Here is a 14,174-nt window from a genome sequence, read left to right on the forward strand (position 1 = left end):
GTTGGCGCAATTTCGCTTTGTGCGGATTGTTCCGTGCGAGGCGGCCTCGTCGGGCGGGTGGCCCGAAAAGAATTGCGGTTCCGGCAACGGGCCGCGGCAAGACAGCGGCCCCGCAAGGGGCTGCGATAACAAAGGGTAAGGCCAGGATGCCGACGATCAACCAGCTGATCGCTCAACCGCGTGAAGTGCAGAAGTCGCGCAAGAAAGTGCCGGCGCTGCAGCAGTCGCCGCAGAAGCGTGGTGTTTGCACCCGCGTCTACACGACGACCCCGAAGAAGCCGAACTCGGCGCTTCGTAAGGTCGCCAAGGTGCGCCTGACCAACGGCTTCGAGGTGATCGGCTACATCCCGGGTGAGGGGCATAACCTTCAGGAGCACTCGGTGGTCATGATCCGCGGCGGCCGCGTCAAGGATTTGCCCGGCGTGCGCTACCACATCCTCCGCGGCGTTCTGGATACCCAGGGCGTCAAGAACCGTAAGCAGCGTCGTTCGAAGTACGGCGCGAAGCGTCCGAAGTAAGCGGGAACCAGCTCCATGTCTCGTCGCCACTCAGCGGAAAAGCGCGAAGTTCTCCCGGATCCGAAGTTCGGGAACATCATCGTCACGAAGTTCATGAACTCGGTGATGTACGCCGGCAAGAAGTCGGTCGCCGAAGGCATCGTCTATGGTGCGTTTGGTATCATCGAATCCAAGACCAAGCAGAACCCGCTCGGCGTGTTCGAGCAGGCACTCGAGAACGTCATGCCGACGATCGAAGTGCGCTCCCGCCGCGTCGGTGGTGCCACCTATCAGGTCCCGGTTGAGGTTCGCTCGGTGCGCCGTCAGGCCCTGGGCATTCGCTGGCTGATCTCGGCTGCGCGTGACCGCAACGAGAAGACGATGACCGAGCGGCTCTCCGCTGAGCTCCTGGACGCGTCGAACAACCGTGGCAACGCCGTCAAGAAGCGTGAAGACGTGCACCGGATGGCCGAAGCCAACCGCGCCTTCTCGCACTATCGCTGGTAACGGCGACACACGGAATCTAAGGAACATCCCATGCCTCGCGTTCATGCCATAGAGAACTACCGCAATTTCGGTATCATGGCGCATATCGATGCCGGCAAGACCACGACCACCGAGCGCATCCTTTATTACACCGGCAAGAGCCACAAGATCGGCGAAGTGCACGAAGGTGCCGCGACGATGGACTGGATGGAGCAGGAGCAGGAGCGTGGCATCACGATCACCTCGGCTGCCACCACCGCGTTCTGGGCCGGCAAGCGCCTGAACATCATCGACACCCCCGGCCACGTCGACTTCACCATCGAAGTCGAGCGTTCGCTGCGCGTGCTCGACGGCGCCGTCTGCGTGCTCGACTCGAACCAGGGCGTCGAGCCCCAGACCGAGACCGTCTGGCGCCAGGGCGACAAGTACAAGGTTCCGCGCATCGTCTTCGCCAACAAGATGGACAAGACCGGCGCTGACTTCTTCAAGTGCCTGGCCGACATCGTCGACCGACTCGGCGCCAAGCCGATCGCGATCCAGCTTCCGATCGGTGCCGAGAACAACTTCAAGGGTCTCGTCGACCTCGTGAAGATGCAGGGCATCATCTGGAACGATGAATCGCTCGGCGCGAAGTTCGACTATGTCGACATTCCGGAAGATATGGTCGAGCAGGCCAAGGAATATCGCGAGAAGATGGTGGAAGCCGCCGTCGAACTCGATGACGACGCATTGGCTGCCTTCCTCGACGGCAAGGAGCCGGACGAAGAGACGCTGAAGCGGCTGATCCGCAAGGCGGTGCTGACCGGGGCGTTCTATCCCGTGCTGTGCGGCTCGGCCTTCAAGAACAAGGGCGTGCAGCCGCTGCTCGACGCCGTCGTCGACTATCTGCCGTCGCCGGTCGACGTGCCCGCGATCAAGGGCACCGACGATGACGGCAACGAGGTCGTGCGCAAGGCGGACGACAAGGAGCCGCTCGCGCTGCTCGCGTTCAAGATCATGGACGATCCGTTCGTCGGCACCATCACCTTCTGCCGCATCTACTCGGGCGTCCTCCAGAGCGGCACCGGCGTGGTGAACTCGACGCGCGAAAAGAAGGAGCGCATCGGACGAATGCTGCTGATGCATGCGAACAACCGCGAAGACATCAAGGAAGCCTATGCCGGCGACATCGTCGCGCTGGCCGGCCTGAAGGAAGCGCGCACCGGTGACACGCTGTGCGATCCCGACAAGCAGGTGATCCTGGAGAAGATGGAATTCCCCGAGCCGGTCATCGAGATCGCGATCGAGCCGAAGTCCAAGGCCGACCAGGAAAAGCTGGGCGTGGCGCTGGCGAAGCTCGCTGCGGAGGATCCGTCCTTCCGCGTGTCGACCGACCAGGAGTCCGGCCAGACCATCCTCAAGGGCATGGGCGAACTCCATCTCGACATCAAGGTCGACATCCTCCGCCGTACCTACAAGGTCGACGCCAACATCGGCGCGCCGCAGGTTGCGTTCCGTGAGCGCGTCACCAAGAAGGCTGAGGTCAAGTACACCCACAAGAAGCAGACCGGTGGTACCGGTCAGTTCGCGGAAGTGTCGATCGTGGTTGAGCCGAACGAGCCCGGCAAGGGCTATGAGTTCGAGTCCAAGATCGTCGGCGGTGCGGTTCCGAAGGAATACATCCCCGGCGTTGAAAAGGGCCTCAACAGCGTGATGGGTGCCGGCGTCGTCGCGGGCTTCCCCGTCGTCGACGTCAAGGTCTCGCTGGTCGACGGCAAGTATCACGACGTCGACTCGTCGGCGCTCGCCTTCGAAATCGCTTCGCGCGCTGCATTCCGCGAAGCGCTTCAGAAGGGCAAGTCCGTCCTGCTCGAGCCGATCATGAAGGTCGAAGTGGTGACCCCGGAAGACTACACCGGCTCGGTCATCGGCGACCTGAATTCCCGGCGCGGTCAGATCCAGGGGCAGGACATGCGCGGCAATGCCAACGTCATCAACGCGATGGTGCCGCTCATGAACATGTTCGGCTACGTGAACAATCTGCGCTCGATGAGCCAGGGTCGCGCGACCTTCACGATGCAGTTCGACCACTACGCAGAAGCGCCGGCCAACGTGTCGGCAGAAGTCCAGAAGAAGTTTGCCTGATTGTCGTCGGTCCAGAACTGACGATTGAACGGAGAGTCAAATGGCCAAAGCAAAGTTTGAACGTAACAAGCCGCACTGCAACATCGGCACCATCGGTCACGTCGACCATGGCAAGACGTCGCTGACCGCGGCGATCACCAAGATCCTCGCCGAGACCGGCGGTGCGACGTTCACCGCGTACGATCAGATCGACAAGGCGCCGGAAGAGAAGGCGCGCGGCATCACCATCTCGACCGCCCACGTCGAGTATGAGACCAAGAACCGCCACTACGCCCACGTCGATTGCCCCGGCCACGCCGACTACGTGAAGAACATGATCACCGGTGCCGCCCAGATGGACGGCGCGATCCTGGTCGTGTCGGCTGCCGACGGCCCGATGCCGCAGACCCGCGAGCACATCCTGCTCGCCCGCCAGGTCGGCGTGCCCGCGCTGGTCGTGTTCCTCAACAAGTGCGACATGGTCGACGATCCGGAGCTGCTCGAGCTCGTCGAGCTCGAAGTCCGTGAGCTGCTCTCGAAGTACGAATTCCCGGGCGACAAGATCCCGATCATCAAGGGCTCGGCGCTCGCCGCTCTCGAAGATTCCGACAAGAAGCTCGGCCACGACGCCATCCTCGAGCTGATGAAGAACGTCGACGAGTACATCCCGCAGCCGGAGCGTCCGATCGACCAGCCGTTCCTGATGCCGGTTGAAGACGTGTTCTCGATCTCGGGCCGCGGCACCGTCGTGACCGGCCGTGTCGAGCGCGGCATCGTCAAGGTCGGCGAGGAAATCGAGATCGTCGGTCTCCGTGCCACCCAGAAGACGACCGTTACCGGCGTCGAAATGTTCCGCAAGCTGCTCGATCAGGGCCAGGCCGGCGACAACATCGGTGCGCTGCTCCGCGGCACCAAGCGCGAAGACGTCGAGCGCGGCCAGGTTCTGGCCAAGCCGGGTTCGGTCAAGCCGCACACCAAGTTCAAGGCTGAGGCCTACATCCTCACCAAGGAAGAGGGCGGCCGCCACACCCCGTTCTTCACCAACTACCGTCCGCAGTTCTACTTCCGCACCACCGACGTGACCGGTGTCGTGCATCTGCCGGAAGGTACCGAGATGGTGATGCCGGGCGACAACATCGCGATGGAAGTGCACCTGATCGTGCCGATCGCGATGGAAGAGAAGCTCCGCTTCGCGATCCGCGAAGGCGGCCGCACCGTCGGCGCCGGCGTCGTCGCCTCGATCATCGAGTAACAAGCGAATAGGGAATGGCGAGTAGCGGGTGGATTAGAAACCATTCGCTATTCGCTACTCGCCACTCACTAAGAAAGACACGGCAATGAACGGCCAAAATATTCGCATCCGTCTCAAGGCGTTCGACCATCGTATCCTCGATACGTCGACCCGCGAGATCGTGAACACGGCGAAGCGCACCGGTGCGCAGGTCCGCGGACCCATTCCGCTGCCCACCCGCATCGAGAAGTTCACCGTCAACCGTTCGCCGCACGTCGACAAGAAGAGCCGCGAACAGTTCGAGATGCGCACTCACAAGCGCCTGCTCGACATCGTCGATCCGACCCCGCAGACCGTCGATGCTTTGATGAAGCTCGACCTGGCCGCCGGTGTCGACGTCGAGATCAAGCTCTAAGATTTTTGGATCACGTTCGCGACTTGCGGACAGAAAGAACAGGAAGCACGCCGATGCGCTCCGGAGTGATCGCACAAAAGGTCGGGATGACGCGGGTCTTTACAGAGGCCGGCGAACATATCCCCGTGACCGTGCTGAAGCTCGGCAATTGCCAGGTCGTAGGCCACCGCACTGAAGAGAAGAACGGTTATGTCGCGCTCCAGCTTGGTTCTGGCAGCCGCAAGACCGTTTACATGCCCAAGGCGGAGCGCGGCCAGTTCGCGGTCGCCAAGGTCGAGCCGAAGCGGCAGGTCGAGGAATTCCGCGTTTCCGCGGATCAGATGATCCCGGTTGGCGCCGAGATCCTGGCCGACCACTTCGTCGTCGGCCAGTTCGTCGACGTCACCGGCACCTCGGTCGGCAAGGGCTTTGCCGGCGGCATGAAGCGCTGGAACTTCGGCGGTCTGCGGGCCACTCACGGCGTGTCGGTCTCGCATCGTTCGATCGGTTCGACCGGTGGCCGTCAGGACCCCGGCAAGACCTGGAAGAACAAGAAGATGCCCGGCCACATGGGTGTCGACCGCATCACCACGCTCAACCTTCGAGTCGTTCAGCTCGATGTCGAGCGCGGCCTGATCCTCGTCGAAGGCGCCGTTCCCGGCTCCAAGGGCGGCTGGATTCGCGTGCGCGACGCCGTCAAGAAGCCGCTGCCGAAGGATGCTCCGAAGCCCGGCAAGTTCAAGGTTGCTGGCGAAGCGGACGCCGCTCCGGCTGCGCAGGAGGCGTGAGATGGAATTGAAGGTCACCACCCTCGAAGGTAAGGAAGCGGGCTCCGTCCAGCTTTCCGACACCATTTTCGGTCTCGAGCCGCGCCAGGACATCATTGCACGTTGCGTGCAGTGGCAGCTCAACAAGCGTCAGGCCGGCACCCATAAGGCCAAGGGCCGCGCCGAGATCTGGCGCACCGGCAAGAAGATGTACAAGCAGAAGGGCACCGGCGGTGCTCGTCACGGCTCGGCCCGCGTGCCGCAGTTCCGCGGCGGCGGTCGTGCCTTCGGTCCGGTGGTGCGTTCGCACGCCACCGACCTGCCGAAAAAGGTCCGTGCGCTTGCTCTCAAGCATGCGCTGTCGGCCAAGGCCAAGGACGGCGATCTGCTGGTGATCGACAAGGCCGCGCTGGAAGCCGCCAAGACCAAGGCGCTGCTCGGTCACTTCTCGGGCCTCGGCTTGACCAACGCGCTGATCATCGACGGTGCCGAGCTCAACAACGGCTTTGCCGCTGCGGCCCGCAACATCCCGAACATGGACGTGCTGCCGATCCAGGGCATCAACGTCTATGACATCCTGCGCCGCCAGAAGCTCGTTCTGACCAAGGCCGCCATCGATGCGCTGGAGGCGCGCTTCAAATGAGCAAGAACATCGAGCCTCGCCACTATGACGTGATCCTGTCGCCGGTCGTGACCGAAAAGGCCACGATCGCCTCGGAGCACAACAAGGTGCTGTTCAAGGTGGCCGCCAAGGCGACCAAGCCGCAGATCAAGGAAGCGATCGAGAAGCTGTTCGACGTCAAGGTCAAGAGCGTCAACACGCTCGTCCGCAAGGGCAAGACCAAGATCTTCCGCGGCAATCTCGGCTCGCAGTCGAATTCCAAGCGCGCGATCGTGACTCTCGAAGAGGGTCACCGGATCGACGTGACCACCGGTCTGTAAGGTCGTACGACGATGGCACTGAAGACATTCAATCCCACGACGCCGGGCCAGCGCCAGCTGGTCATGGTCGATCGTTCGGCGCTCTACAAGGGCAAGCCGGTCAAGGCGCTCACCGAAGGCAAGCACTCCTCGGGCGGCCGCAACAACACCGGTCGCATCACCGTGCGCTTCCGCGGCGGCGGTCACAAGCGGACGCTGCGCACCGTCGACTTCAAGCGTGAGAAGATCGACGTCCCCGCGACCGTCGAGCGGCTGGAATACGATCCGAACCGCACCGGCTTCATCGCGCTGATCAAGTATCAGGACGGCGAGCAGGCCTACATCCTGGCGCCGCAGCGCCTGGCCGTGGGTGACACCATCATCGCCGGCAACTACGTCGACGTGAAGCCGGGCAACGTCATGCCGCTCGGCAACATGCCGGTCGGCACGATCATCCACAACATTGAGGTCAAGATCGGGAAGGGCGGCCAGCTCGCCCGTTCCGCGGGCACCTATGCCCAGCTCGTCGGTCGCGACCAGGACTACGTGATCATCCGCCTGAATTCGGGCGAGCAGCGCCTGGTGCACGGTCGTTGCCGCGGCACGATCGGCGCGGTGTCGAACCCGGATCACATGAACACCTCGATCGGCAAGGCCGGCCGCAACCGCTGGCTGGGCCGCAAGCCGCACAACCGCGGTGTTTCGATGAACCCGATCGACCATCCGCACGGCGGTGGTGAAGGTCGTACCTCGGGCGGTCGCCACCCGGTCACCCCGTGGGGCAAGCCGACCAAGGGCAAGAAGACCCGCACCAACAAGTCGACCAACAAATTCATTCTCCTAAGCCGCCACAAGCGGAAGAAGTAAGGAACGCCGGACATGGTTCGTTCAGTCTGGAAAGGCCCGTTCGTCGAGGGTTCTCTGCTCAAGAAGGCAGATGCCGCCCGCGCGTCCGGCCGTCACGACGTCATCAAGATCTGGAGCCGTCGCTCGACGATCCTGCCGCAATTCGTCGGCCTGACCTTCGGCGTTTACAACGGTCAGAAGCACGTGCCGGTGGCCGTCAACGAGGAAATGGTCGGTCACAAGTTCGGCGAGTTCTCGCCGACCAGGACCTTCCATGGCCACTCGGGCGACAAGAAAGCCAAGAAGGCTTGAGGATTAAACGATGAGCAAACCTAAGCGCGAACGGAGCCTCGCCGAGAACGAGGCCAAGGCGGTCGCCCGGATGCTTCGGGTGAGCCCGCAGAAGCTCAACCTGGTCGCCCAGCTCATTCGCGGCCGGAAGGCGGCTTCTGCGCTCGCCGACCTGCAGTTTTCGCGCAAGCGGATCGCGGTTGACGTGAAGAAGTGCCTGGAATCGGCTATCGCAAACGCCGAGAACAACCACGACCTCGACGTCGACGATCTGGTTGTGGCGCAGGCCTTCGTCGGCAACGGCCTCGTGATGAAGCGCTTTGCCGCCCGTGGCCGTGGCCGCTCGGGCCGTGTCTACAAACCATTTTCGCAGCTGACGATCATCGTTCGTCAGGTCGAAGCCGAAGCAGCGGCTTAAGGGACGCAGGAGCACACGATGGGTCAAAAGATCAATCCGATCGGTCTGCGTCTCGGCATCAACCGGACCTGGGATTCCCGCTGGTTCGCCGGCAAGCAGGAATACGGCAAGCTGCTGCATGAGGACGTCAAGATCCGCGAGATCCTGCACAAGGAGCTCAAGCAGGCTGCCGTCGCCCGCATCGTGATCGAGCGTCCGCACAAGAAGTGCCGCGTCACCATCCACTCGGCTCGTCCGGGCGTGGTGATCGGCAAGAAGGGCGCCGACATCGACAAGCTGCGCAAGAAAGTCGCGGACATCACGTCGTCCGACGTCGTCATCAACATCGTCGAAATCCGCAAGCCGGAGCTCGATGCGACGCTGGTGGCGGAGTCGATCGCGCAGCAGCTGGAGCGCCGCGTGGCGTTCCGCCGCGCCATGAAGCGCGCCGTTCAGTCGGCGATGCGTCTCGGCGCGGAAGGCATCCGCATCAACTGCTCGGGTCGCCTGGGCGGTGCGGAAATCGCGCGCATGGAGTGGTACCGCGAAGGTCGCGTGCCGCTGCACACGCTGCGCGCCGACATCGACTACGGCGTTGCGACCGCGTTCACGACCTTCGGCACCTGCGGCGTCAAGGTCTGGATCTTCAAGGGCGAGATCCTCGAGCACGATCCGATGGCCCAGGACAAGAGAATGGCCGAAGGCGAGACCAGCGGCGGTGGTGATCGCGGTGGCCGTGGGCGCCGTGACAACGCTGCGGCCTGACGCCAGCACAGAGAATTTGAGGGCTTGAAGCCATGATGCAACCTAAGAAAACGAAGTTCCGGAAGGCGCATAAGGGCCGTATCCACGGCGTTGCGTCTTCGGGCGCGACGTTGGCCTTCGGTCAGTTCGGCCTGAAGGCGGCCGAGCCTGATCGCGTCACCGCGCGCCAGATCGAGGCCGCTCGCCGCGCGCTGACCCGCCACATGAAGCGTGCCGGCCGTGTCTGGATCCGCGTGTTCCCCGACGTTCCGGTGTCGAAGAAGCCCGCTGAAGTCCGCATGGGCTCCGGCAAGGGCGCGCCGGAACTGTGGGTCGCGCGCGTCAAGCCGGGCCGGGTGATTTTCGAGATCGACGGCGTCACGGTGCAGACCGCGAAGGAAGCGCTGACGCTCGCGGCCGCCAAGCTGCCGATCAAGACGCGCTTCGTCGAGCGCATTGCGGAGTAATGGCCATGGCACAGATGAAGATCGAAGACATCCGCGCGTTGAGCCCCGATCAGCAGGATGACGCCATCCTGAACCTGAAGAAGGAGCGCTTCAACCTGCGCTTCCAGCGCGCCACCGGGCAGCTCGAGAACACCTCGCGCCTGCGCGAGGCTCGCCGTGACATCGCCCGGATCAAGACCGTCGCCGCGCAGACGCGCGCGAAGAAGAAGTAAGAGGCTTACGAAGATGCCGAAACGTACTTTGCAGGGCGTGGTCGTCAGCGACAAGCAAGCCAAGACCATCGTGGTGCGCGTTGATCGCCGCTTCACGCACCCGATCTACAAGAAGACGATCCGCCGTTCGAAGAACTACCACGCGCACGACGAGAGCAACGAGTTCAAGCCGGGCGACATGGTGTGGATCGAGGAATCGAAGCCGATTTCGAAGTTGAAGCGCTGGGTCGTGATCCGGGGCGAACACAAGAAAAGCGCCTGATCTGTTGGCCTTAGCCGACTGACTTCAGGGAAATGTTGAGCGCCGGCTGGGCTGGCGCAAATTGAAGAGGACGAGGTGCATCAATGATTCAGATGCAGACCAACCTCGACGTGGCCGATAATTCTGGCGCACGCCGTGTCATGTGTATCAAGGTGCTTGGGGGCTCCAAGCGCCGCTACGCCACGATCGGCGACATCATTGTCGTCTCGATCAAGGAAGCAATTCCGCGTGGCAAGGTGAAGAAGGGCGACGTGATGAAGGCCGTCGTGGTGCGCGTCCGCAAGGACATCCGCCGCGCCGACGGTTCGGTCATCCGCTTCGACCGCAACGCCGCCGTTCTGATCAACAACCAGTCCGAGCCGATCGGTACCCGTATCTTCGGGCCCGTGCCGCGCGAGCTGCGTGGCAAGAACCACATGAAGATCATCTCGCTCGCGCCGGAGGTGCTGTAATGGCTGCCAAGATCCGCAAGGGCGACAAGGTCATCGTGCTGACCGGCCGCGACAAGGGTCGCACCGGCGAAGTGTTCGAAGTGCGCCCCGACGCCGGCACGGCGCTCGTGCGCGGCATCAACATGGTCAAGCGTCACCAGAAGCAGACGCAGGCCCAGGAGGGCGGCATCATCTCGAAGGAGTCGCCGATCCAACTGTCCAACATCGCGTTTGTCGGCAAGGACGGGAAGCCGACCCGCGTCGGATTCAAGATTCTGGCGGACGGCAAGAAGGTCCGCATCGCCAAGAGCTCGGGAGCTGAGATCGATGGCTGAGGCCGCTTACACCCCGCGCCTGCGCGCGGAATACGACACGAAGATCCGCACGGAAATGACCGAGAAGTTCGGTTATGAGAACGTGATGCAGGTTCCTCGCCTGGACAAGGTCGTGCTGAACATGGGCGTTGGCGACAGTGTCAACGACCGCAAGAAGGCCGAGACCGCCGCTGCCGAGCTGACCCAGATCGCCGGCCAGAAGGCGATCGTGACCTACTCGCGTATCGCGATCGCGACCTTCAAGCTGCGTGAAAACCAGCCGATCGGCTGCAAGGTCACGCTGCGCAAGAGCCATATGTATGAGTTCATCGATCGCCTGGTGACGGTCGCGCTGCCGCGCGTCCGCGACTTCCGCGGCCTGAACCCGAAGAGCTTTGACGGCCGTGGCAACTACTCGCTCGGCATCAAGGAACACATCATTTTCCCCGAGATCGACTTCGACAAGGTCACGGAAGCTCGCGGTATGGACATCACCGTCTGCACCACGGCCAAGACCGACGACGAGGCGAGGGCCTTGTTGACCGCTTTCAATTTCCCGTTCCGGCAGTGAGACGCTGACCTAAAGCCTCTCAAACGCGGATACCCAGGAGCCAAGCATGGCAAAGAAGAGTTCAGTCGAGAAGAACAACCGGCGCAAGCGGATGGCGAAGAACGCCGCCCCGAAGCGCGCGCGGTTGAAGGCGATCATCGCCGACAAGACGCTGCCGATGGAGGAGCGGTTCGCCGCGACCCTGAAGCTTGCGGAAATGCCGCGCAATTCGTCGACCACCCGCATCCGTCTGCGTTGCGAGCTGTCGGGCCGTTCGCGCTCGAACTATCGCTTGACCAAACTGTCCCGCATCGCGATGCGCGACCTTGGCTCCAAGGGCATGGTCCCGGGCCTCGTGAAGTCCAGCTGGTAAGGAGGGTCGTTTAGATGTCTACGCACGATCCAATCAGCGATCTGATCACCCGTATCCGCAACGCGCAGATGCGCTCCAAGAGCAAGGTCTCCACGCCTGGTTCGAAGATGCGCGAGAACGTGCTCGAGGTCCTCAAGACCGAGGGCTACATCCGCGGTTACGCCACGCTCGAGCACTCCTCGGGCCGCAGCGAGATCGAGATCGAGCTGAAATATTTCGACGGCGAGCCCGTCATCCGCGAGATCGAACGAGTTTCCAAGCCCGGGCGTCGTGTCTACGCCTCGGTGAAGGCTCTGCCGCGGGTCAACAACGGGCTCGGCATTTCGGTGTTGTCGACGCCGAAGGGGATCATGGCCGACCACAGCGCGCGCGACGCGAATGTGGGCGGCGAAGTCCTCTTCACCGTGTTCTGAGAAGGATTTTTGATCCATGTCACGTGTTGGCAAAAGGCCTGTGGCGGTTCCGTCGGGTGTGACCGCGACCGTCGATGGGCAGACCGTCAAGATGAAGGGGCCGAAGGGCCAGCTTCAGTTCGTCGTCCATAACGACGTCGAGGTGAAGCTCGAGAACGGCCAGGTCAAGGTGAACCCACGGGTCGAGACCAATCGCGCGCGGGCACTGTACGGTACCGCTCGCGCCCAGGTCGCGAATCTGGTCGAAGGCGTCACCAAGGGCTTCGAGAAGAAGCTCGAGATCACCGGCGTTGGTTACCGCGCCGCGATGCAGGGCAAGAACCTGCAGCTCGCGCTCGGCTACAGCCACGACGTGGTCTACGCGATCCCGGAAGGCATCACGATCACGGTGCCGAAGCCGACCGAGATCACGGTAACCGGCAGCGACATCCAGCGTGTCGGCCAGGTCGCCGCCGAGATTCGCTCGTATCGTCCGCCGGAGCCCTACAAGGGCAAGGGCGTGAAGTATGTTGGCGAATTTATCTTCCGCAAGGAAGGCAAGAAGAAGTAACGGAGCCGGTCATGTCGAAAGCCAAGGTTACGAATGCCCGGCGCAAGCGGAGTGTGCGGCTGAAGCTGCGCCGCTCCGGTGGCGGCCGTCCGCGTCTGTCTGTGTTCCGCTCGTCCAAGCACATCTACGCCCAGGTCATCGACGACCTGAAGGGCGAGACGCTGGCCTCAGCCTCGTCGCTCGAGAAGTCGATGCGCGACGGCGGCAAGACCGGCGCCGACATCGATGCGGCGAAGGCGGTCGGCAAGCTGCTGGCCGAGCGCGCCGCCGAGAAGGGCGTCAAGGAAGTCGTGTTCGATCGCGGCAGCTACCTCTACCACGGGCGCGTCAAGGCTCTTGCCGACGCGGCGCGTGAGAGCGGGCTGAGCTTCTAACAGAATTTGAAGATTGAGGCGTAAGCCTCTGAAGGATTGGAAAAATGGCAGAACGCGAACAACGTGGTGGACGCGATCAACGCGGCGGCGGACGTGACCGCCAGCAGCGCGAGGAGCGCGATAGCGAGTTCGTCGACAAGCTGGTCCACATCAACCGCGTGGCCAAGGTCGTCAAGGGCGGCAAGCGCTTCGGTTTCGCAGCGCTGGTCGTGATCGGCGACCAGAAGGGCCGCGCTGGCTTCGGTCACGGCAAGGCGCGCGAAGTTCCTGAGGCGATCCGCAAGGCAACCGAGTCCGCCAAGCGTAACCTGACCCGCGTGTCGCTGCGCGAGGGCCGTACGCTGCATCACGACATCGCCGGCCGTCATGGCGCGGGCCGTGTCTATCTGCGTGCAGCTCCGGCTGGTACCGGCATCATCGCCGGCGGCCCGATGCGCGCCGTGTTCGAGACGCTCGGCGTCCAGGACGTGGTGGCGAAGTCGATCGGCTCGTCGAACCCCTACAACATGGTTCGCGCCACCTTCGACGCGCTGAAGCATCAGGATTCGCCGCGTTCGGTCGCTGCCCGCCGCAATATCAAGGTGTCCACCCTCCAGTCCCGCCGTATCGGTGGCGACGCCGAGGCGGCTGCCGACTAACGGAAGCTTTTGGAGTAGACCACGATGGCCAAGAGTGCCGCTACGACCGCAAAGACGATCAAGCTCGAGCAGACCGGCAGCGCGATCCGCCGCCATCACTCGCAGCGCTCGACGCTGATCGGGCTCAAGCTCAACAAGATCGGCCGCACCAGCGAACTGCCTGACACCCCGGCGGTTCGCGGCATGATCTTGAAAGTTCACCATCTCGTTCGCATCGTCGACGAGAAGTAAGCAAAGGCGTACGATCTCGAAAAGCGGGAACCCGTTTTCGGTGAAGGTCATGCGCAAGAAACAAGGAGCAGGGCGATGAAGCTCAGCGATATCGCCGACAACGCCGGCTCGCGCAAGAAGCGTATGCGCGTCGGCCGCGGCATTGGTTCGGGCAAGGGCAAGCAGGCCGGCCGCGGTGGCAAGGGCCAGACCGCGCGTTCGGGCGTGCGCATCAAGGGTTTCGAAGGCGGCCAGATGCCGTTGCATCGCCGTCTGCCCAAGCGCGGCTTCAACAACATCTTCCGCGTCGAGTTCGCCGAGATCAATCTCGACCGGCTCCAGGACGCGGTCGATGCCAAGAAGATCGACACCGGCAGCGTCGTGAACGTCGAAACGCTGGTCAAGGCTGGCGTGCTGCGCCGCGCCAAGGGCGGCCTGCGGCTGCTCGGCCGCGGCGAGTTCAAGGCCAAGCTCAACATCGAAGTCCACGGTGCCTCGAAGACCGCGATCGCGGCAGTCGAGAAGGCCGGCGGTTCGGTGAAGATCCTCGCCCCTGCCAAGGAAGAAGGCGAGGCGGCGTAACAACTGCGTCATTGGCCCGCGGCTCGCGGGCCTTTACGCATGAGGGACGTGGACTTATCGAAGCCGTAGCCCCAGATAATGTCCGGCGTCCGCTAAAGTAGCCCGGCCGCGGGCATGACAG

At 62.9% G+C, this 14,174-nt stretch carries 25 protein-coding genes; all 25 read left to right on the plus strand.

Annotation, left to right across the window (positions count from 1 at the left end):
• Window positions 1-146: 146 nt before the first annotated feature.
• Complete coding sequence (gene rpsL, locus B5V03_RS04405) at window positions 147-518, plus strand: 30S ribosomal protein S12 (RefSeq protein ID WP_007603006.1); 372 nt, start codon at window positions 147-149, stop codon at window positions 516-518.
• Between the two features lie 15 nt (window positions 519-533).
• Window positions 534-1,004: a 30S ribosomal protein S7 gene (rpsG, locus tag B5V03_RS04410; protein ID WP_129268058.1), complete on the plus strand. Its 471-nt coding sequence runs from the start codon at window positions 534-536 to the stop codon at window positions 1,002-1,004.
• Window positions 1,005-1,034: 30 nt separating this feature from the next.
• The gene (gene fusA, locus B5V03_RS04415; protein ID WP_129268060.1) at window positions 1,035-3,107 is read left to right on the plus strand and encodes an elongation factor G; all 2,073 of its coding nucleotides are present in this window, start codon (window positions 1,035-1,037) and stop codon (window positions 3,105-3,107) included.
• A 40-nt stretch (window positions 3,108-3,147) separates the two neighbouring features.
• A complete protein-coding gene (tuf, locus tag B5V03_RS04420) occupies window positions 3,148-4,338 on the plus strand; it encodes an elongation factor Tu (protein WP_129268061.1) in 1,191 nt (396 codons plus the stop codon).
• 85 nt (window positions 4,339-4,423) lie between these two features.
• Window positions 4,424-4,732 (plus strand): 30S ribosomal protein S10, encoded by a 309-nt coding sequence (rpsJ, locus tag B5V03_RS04425; RefSeq protein WP_002712302.1) that lies wholly within the window; start codon window positions 4,424-4,426, stop codon window positions 4,730-4,732.
• 53 nt (window positions 4,733-4,785) lie between these two features.
• Window positions 4,786-5,499, plus strand: a complete 714-nt coding sequence (rplC, locus tag B5V03_RS04430) for a 50S ribosomal protein L3 (protein ID WP_106944315.1) — start codon at window positions 4,786-4,788, stop codon at window positions 5,497-5,499.
• A gap of 1 nt (window position 5,500) precedes the next feature.
• Window positions 5,501-6,121, plus strand: coding sequence for a 50S ribosomal protein L4 (gene rplD / locus B5V03_RS04435; RefSeq protein ID WP_027535291.1), 621 nt, complete (start codon window positions 5,501-5,503; stop codon window positions 6,119-6,121).
• Entirely contained in the window at window positions 6,118-6,420 is a 303-nt protein-coding gene (locus tag B5V03_RS04440; protein ID WP_097658740.1) for a 50S ribosomal protein L23, read from the plus strand. The genes rplD and B5V03_RS04440 overlap by 4 nt, the downstream gene beginning before the upstream one ends.
• 12 nt (window positions 6,421-6,432) lie before the next feature.
• Entirely contained in the window at window positions 6,433-7,266 is an 834-nt protein-coding gene (gene rplB / locus B5V03_RS04445; protein ID WP_129268063.1) for a 50S ribosomal protein L2, read from the plus strand.
• 12 nt (window positions 7,267-7,278) lie between these two features.
• Window positions 7,279-7,557, plus strand: a complete 279-nt coding sequence (gene rpsS, locus B5V03_RS04450) for a 30S ribosomal protein S19 (RefSeq protein ID WP_008136357.1) — start codon at window positions 7,279-7,281, stop codon at window positions 7,555-7,557.
• Window positions 7,558-7,567: 10 nt separating this feature from the next.
• Window positions 7,568-7,954, plus strand: a complete 387-nt coding sequence (gene rplV / locus B5V03_RS04455) for a 50S ribosomal protein L22 (RefSeq protein ID WP_092034894.1) — start codon at window positions 7,568-7,570, stop codon at window positions 7,952-7,954.
• An 18-nt stretch (window positions 7,955-7,972) separates the two neighbouring features.
• Entirely contained in the window at window positions 7,973-8,698 is a 726-nt protein-coding gene (gene rpsC / locus B5V03_RS04460; RefSeq protein ID WP_129268065.1) for a 30S ribosomal protein S3, read from the plus strand.
• A gap of 32 nt (window positions 8,699-8,730) precedes the next feature.
• Complete coding sequence (gene rplP, locus B5V03_RS04465; protein WP_092034896.1) at window positions 8,731-9,144, plus strand: 50S ribosomal protein L16; 414 nt, start codon at window positions 8,731-8,733, stop codon at window positions 9,142-9,144.
• A gap of 5 nt (window positions 9,145-9,149) precedes the next feature.
• Window positions 9,150-9,356 carry a 50S ribosomal protein L29 gene (gene rpmC / locus B5V03_RS04470; protein WP_007603026.1) on the plus strand — a complete coding sequence of 69 codons (207 nt, stop codon included), beginning with the start codon at window positions 9,150-9,152 and terminating at the stop codon, window positions 9,354-9,356.
• Window positions 9,357-9,369: 13 nt separating this feature from the next.
• The gene (rpsQ, locus tag B5V03_RS04475; protein WP_007603028.1) at window positions 9,370-9,618 is read left to right on the plus strand and encodes a 30S ribosomal protein S17; all 249 of its coding nucleotides are present in this window, start codon (window positions 9,370-9,372) and stop codon (window positions 9,616-9,618) included.
• Between the two features lie 83 nt (window positions 9,619-9,701).
• On the plus strand, window positions 9,702-10,070 hold the full coding sequence (rplN, locus tag B5V03_RS04480) for a 50S ribosomal protein L14 (RefSeq protein WP_027535299.1): 369 nt from the start codon (window positions 9,702-9,704) through the stop codon (window positions 10,068-10,070).
• Window positions 10,070-10,384, plus strand: a complete 315-nt coding sequence (rplX, locus tag B5V03_RS04485; protein WP_129268067.1) for a 50S ribosomal protein L24 — start codon at window positions 10,070-10,072, stop codon at window positions 10,382-10,384. Before rplN ends, rplX begins: the two co-directional genes overlap by 1 nt.
• On the plus strand, window positions 10,377-10,934 hold the full coding sequence (rplE, locus tag B5V03_RS04490; RefSeq protein ID WP_129268069.1) for a 50S ribosomal protein L5: 558 nt from the start codon (window positions 10,377-10,379) through the stop codon (window positions 10,932-10,934). Before rplX ends, rplE begins: the two co-directional genes overlap by 8 nt.
• Window positions 10,935-10,980: 46 nt before the next feature.
• A complete protein-coding gene (rpsN, locus tag B5V03_RS04495; protein ID WP_129268071.1) occupies window positions 10,981-11,286 on the plus strand; it encodes a 30S ribosomal protein S14 in 306 nt (101 codons plus the stop codon).
• A 14-nt stretch (window positions 11,287-11,300) separates the two neighbouring features.
• On the plus strand, window positions 11,301-11,699 hold the full coding sequence (rpsH, locus tag B5V03_RS04500; RefSeq protein WP_129268073.1) for a 30S ribosomal protein S8: 399 nt from the start codon (window positions 11,301-11,303) through the stop codon (window positions 11,697-11,699).
• A 16-nt stretch (window positions 11,700-11,715) separates the two neighbouring features.
• Entirely contained in the window at window positions 11,716-12,249 is a 534-nt protein-coding gene (gene rplF, locus B5V03_RS04505) for a 50S ribosomal protein L6 (protein WP_063982587.1), read from the plus strand.
• Between the two features lie 11 nt (window positions 12,250-12,260).
• Window positions 12,261-12,623, plus strand: coding sequence for a 50S ribosomal protein L18 (rplR, locus tag B5V03_RS04510; RefSeq protein ID WP_007603036.1), 363 nt, complete (start codon window positions 12,261-12,263; stop codon window positions 12,621-12,623).
• A gap of 44 nt (window positions 12,624-12,667) precedes the next feature.
• Window positions 12,668-13,261: a 30S ribosomal protein S5 gene (rpsE, locus tag B5V03_RS04515; protein WP_129268075.1), complete on the plus strand. Its 594-nt coding sequence runs from the start codon at window positions 12,668-12,670 to the stop codon at window positions 13,259-13,261.
• A gap of 24 nt (window positions 13,262-13,285) precedes the next feature.
• Window positions 13,286-13,492 carry a 50S ribosomal protein L30 gene (gene rpmD / locus B5V03_RS04520; RefSeq protein WP_129268077.1) on the plus strand — a complete coding sequence of 69 codons (207 nt, stop codon included), beginning with the start codon at window positions 13,286-13,288 and terminating at the stop codon, window positions 13,490-13,492.
• 75 nt (window positions 13,493-13,567) lie between these two features.
• Window positions 13,568-14,053: a 50S ribosomal protein L15 gene (rplO, locus tag B5V03_RS04525; RefSeq protein WP_129268079.1), complete on the plus strand. Its 486-nt coding sequence runs from the start codon at window positions 13,568-13,570 to the stop codon at window positions 14,051-14,053.
• The last annotated feature ends 121 nt before the right edge of the window (window positions 14,054-14,174 follow it).

The organism is Bradyrhizobium betae (assembly GCF_004123905.1).
In the GTDB taxonomy this organism is placed as follows: Bacteria; Pseudomonadota; Alphaproteobacteria; order Rhizobiales; family Xanthobacteraceae; genus Bradyrhizobium; species Bradyrhizobium betae_A.

Coding starts and splice junctions, on each gene's coding strand:
- rpsL (WP_007603006.1), top strand. CDS start 147: ATGCCGACGATCAACCAGCTGATCGCTCAACCGCGTGAAGTGCAGAAG.
- rpsG (WP_129268058.1), top strand. CDS start 534: ATGTCTCGTCGCCACTCAGCGGAAAAGCGCGAAGTTCTCCCGGATCCG.
- fusA (WP_129268060.1), top strand. CDS start 1,035: ATGCCTCGCGTTCATGCCATAGAGAACTACCGCAATTTCGGTATCATG.
- tuf (WP_129268061.1), top strand. CDS start 3,148: ATGGCCAAAGCAAAGTTTGAACGTAACAAGCCGCACTGCAACATCGGC.
- rpsJ (WP_002712302.1), top strand. CDS start 4,424: ATGAACGGCCAAAATATTCGCATCCGTCTCAAGGCGTTCGACCATCGT.
- rplC (WP_106944315.1), top strand. CDS start 4,786: ATGCGCTCCGGAGTGATCGCACAAAAGGTCGGGATGACGCGGGTCTTT.
- rplD (WP_027535291.1), top strand. CDS start 5,501: ATGGAATTGAAGGTCACCACCCTCGAAGGTAAGGAAGCGGGCTCCGTC.
- B5V03_RS04440 (WP_097658740.1), top strand. CDS start 6,118: ATGAGCAAGAACATCGAGCCTCGCCACTATGACGTGATCCTGTCGCCG.
- rplB (WP_129268063.1), top strand. CDS start 6,433: ATGGCACTGAAGACATTCAATCCCACGACGCCGGGCCAGCGCCAGCTG.
- rpsS (WP_008136357.1), top strand. CDS start 7,279: ATGGTTCGTTCAGTCTGGAAAGGCCCGTTCGTCGAGGGTTCTCTGCTC.
- rplV (WP_092034894.1), top strand. CDS start 7,568: ATGAGCAAACCTAAGCGCGAACGGAGCCTCGCCGAGAACGAGGCCAAG.
- rpsC (WP_129268065.1), top strand. CDS start 7,973: ATGGGTCAAAAGATCAATCCGATCGGTCTGCGTCTCGGCATCAACCGG.
- rplP (WP_092034896.1), top strand. CDS start 8,731: ATGATGCAACCTAAGAAAACGAAGTTCCGGAAGGCGCATAAGGGCCGT.
- rpmC (WP_007603026.1), top strand. CDS start 9,150: ATGGCACAGATGAAGATCGAAGACATCCGCGCGTTGAGCCCCGATCAG.
- rpsQ (WP_007603028.1), top strand. CDS start 9,370: ATGCCGAAACGTACTTTGCAGGGCGTGGTCGTCAGCGACAAGCAAGCC.
- rplN (WP_027535299.1), top strand. CDS start 9,702: ATGATTCAGATGCAGACCAACCTCGACGTGGCCGATAATTCTGGCGCA.
- rplX (WP_129268067.1), top strand. CDS start 10,070: ATGGCTGCCAAGATCCGCAAGGGCGACAAGGTCATCGTGCTGACCGGC.
- rplE (WP_129268069.1), top strand. CDS start 10,377: ATGGCTGAGGCCGCTTACACCCCGCGCCTGCGCGCGGAATACGACACG.
- rpsN (WP_129268071.1), top strand. CDS start 10,981: ATGGCAAAGAAGAGTTCAGTCGAGAAGAACAACCGGCGCAAGCGGATG.
- rpsH (WP_129268073.1), top strand. CDS start 11,301: ATGTCTACGCACGATCCAATCAGCGATCTGATCACCCGTATCCGCAAC.
- rplF (WP_063982587.1), top strand. CDS start 11,716: ATGTCACGTGTTGGCAAAAGGCCTGTGGCGGTTCCGTCGGGTGTGACC.
- rplR (WP_007603036.1), top strand. CDS start 12,261: ATGTCGAAAGCCAAGGTTACGAATGCCCGGCGCAAGCGGAGTGTGCGG.
- rpsE (WP_129268075.1), top strand. CDS start 12,668: ATGGCAGAACGCGAACAACGTGGTGGACGCGATCAACGCGGCGGCGGA.
- rpmD (WP_129268077.1), top strand. CDS start 13,286: ATGGCCAAGAGTGCCGCTACGACCGCAAAGACGATCAAGCTCGAGCAG.
- rplO (WP_129268079.1), top strand. CDS start 13,568: ATGAAGCTCAGCGATATCGCCGACAACGCCGGCTCGCGCAAGAAGCGT.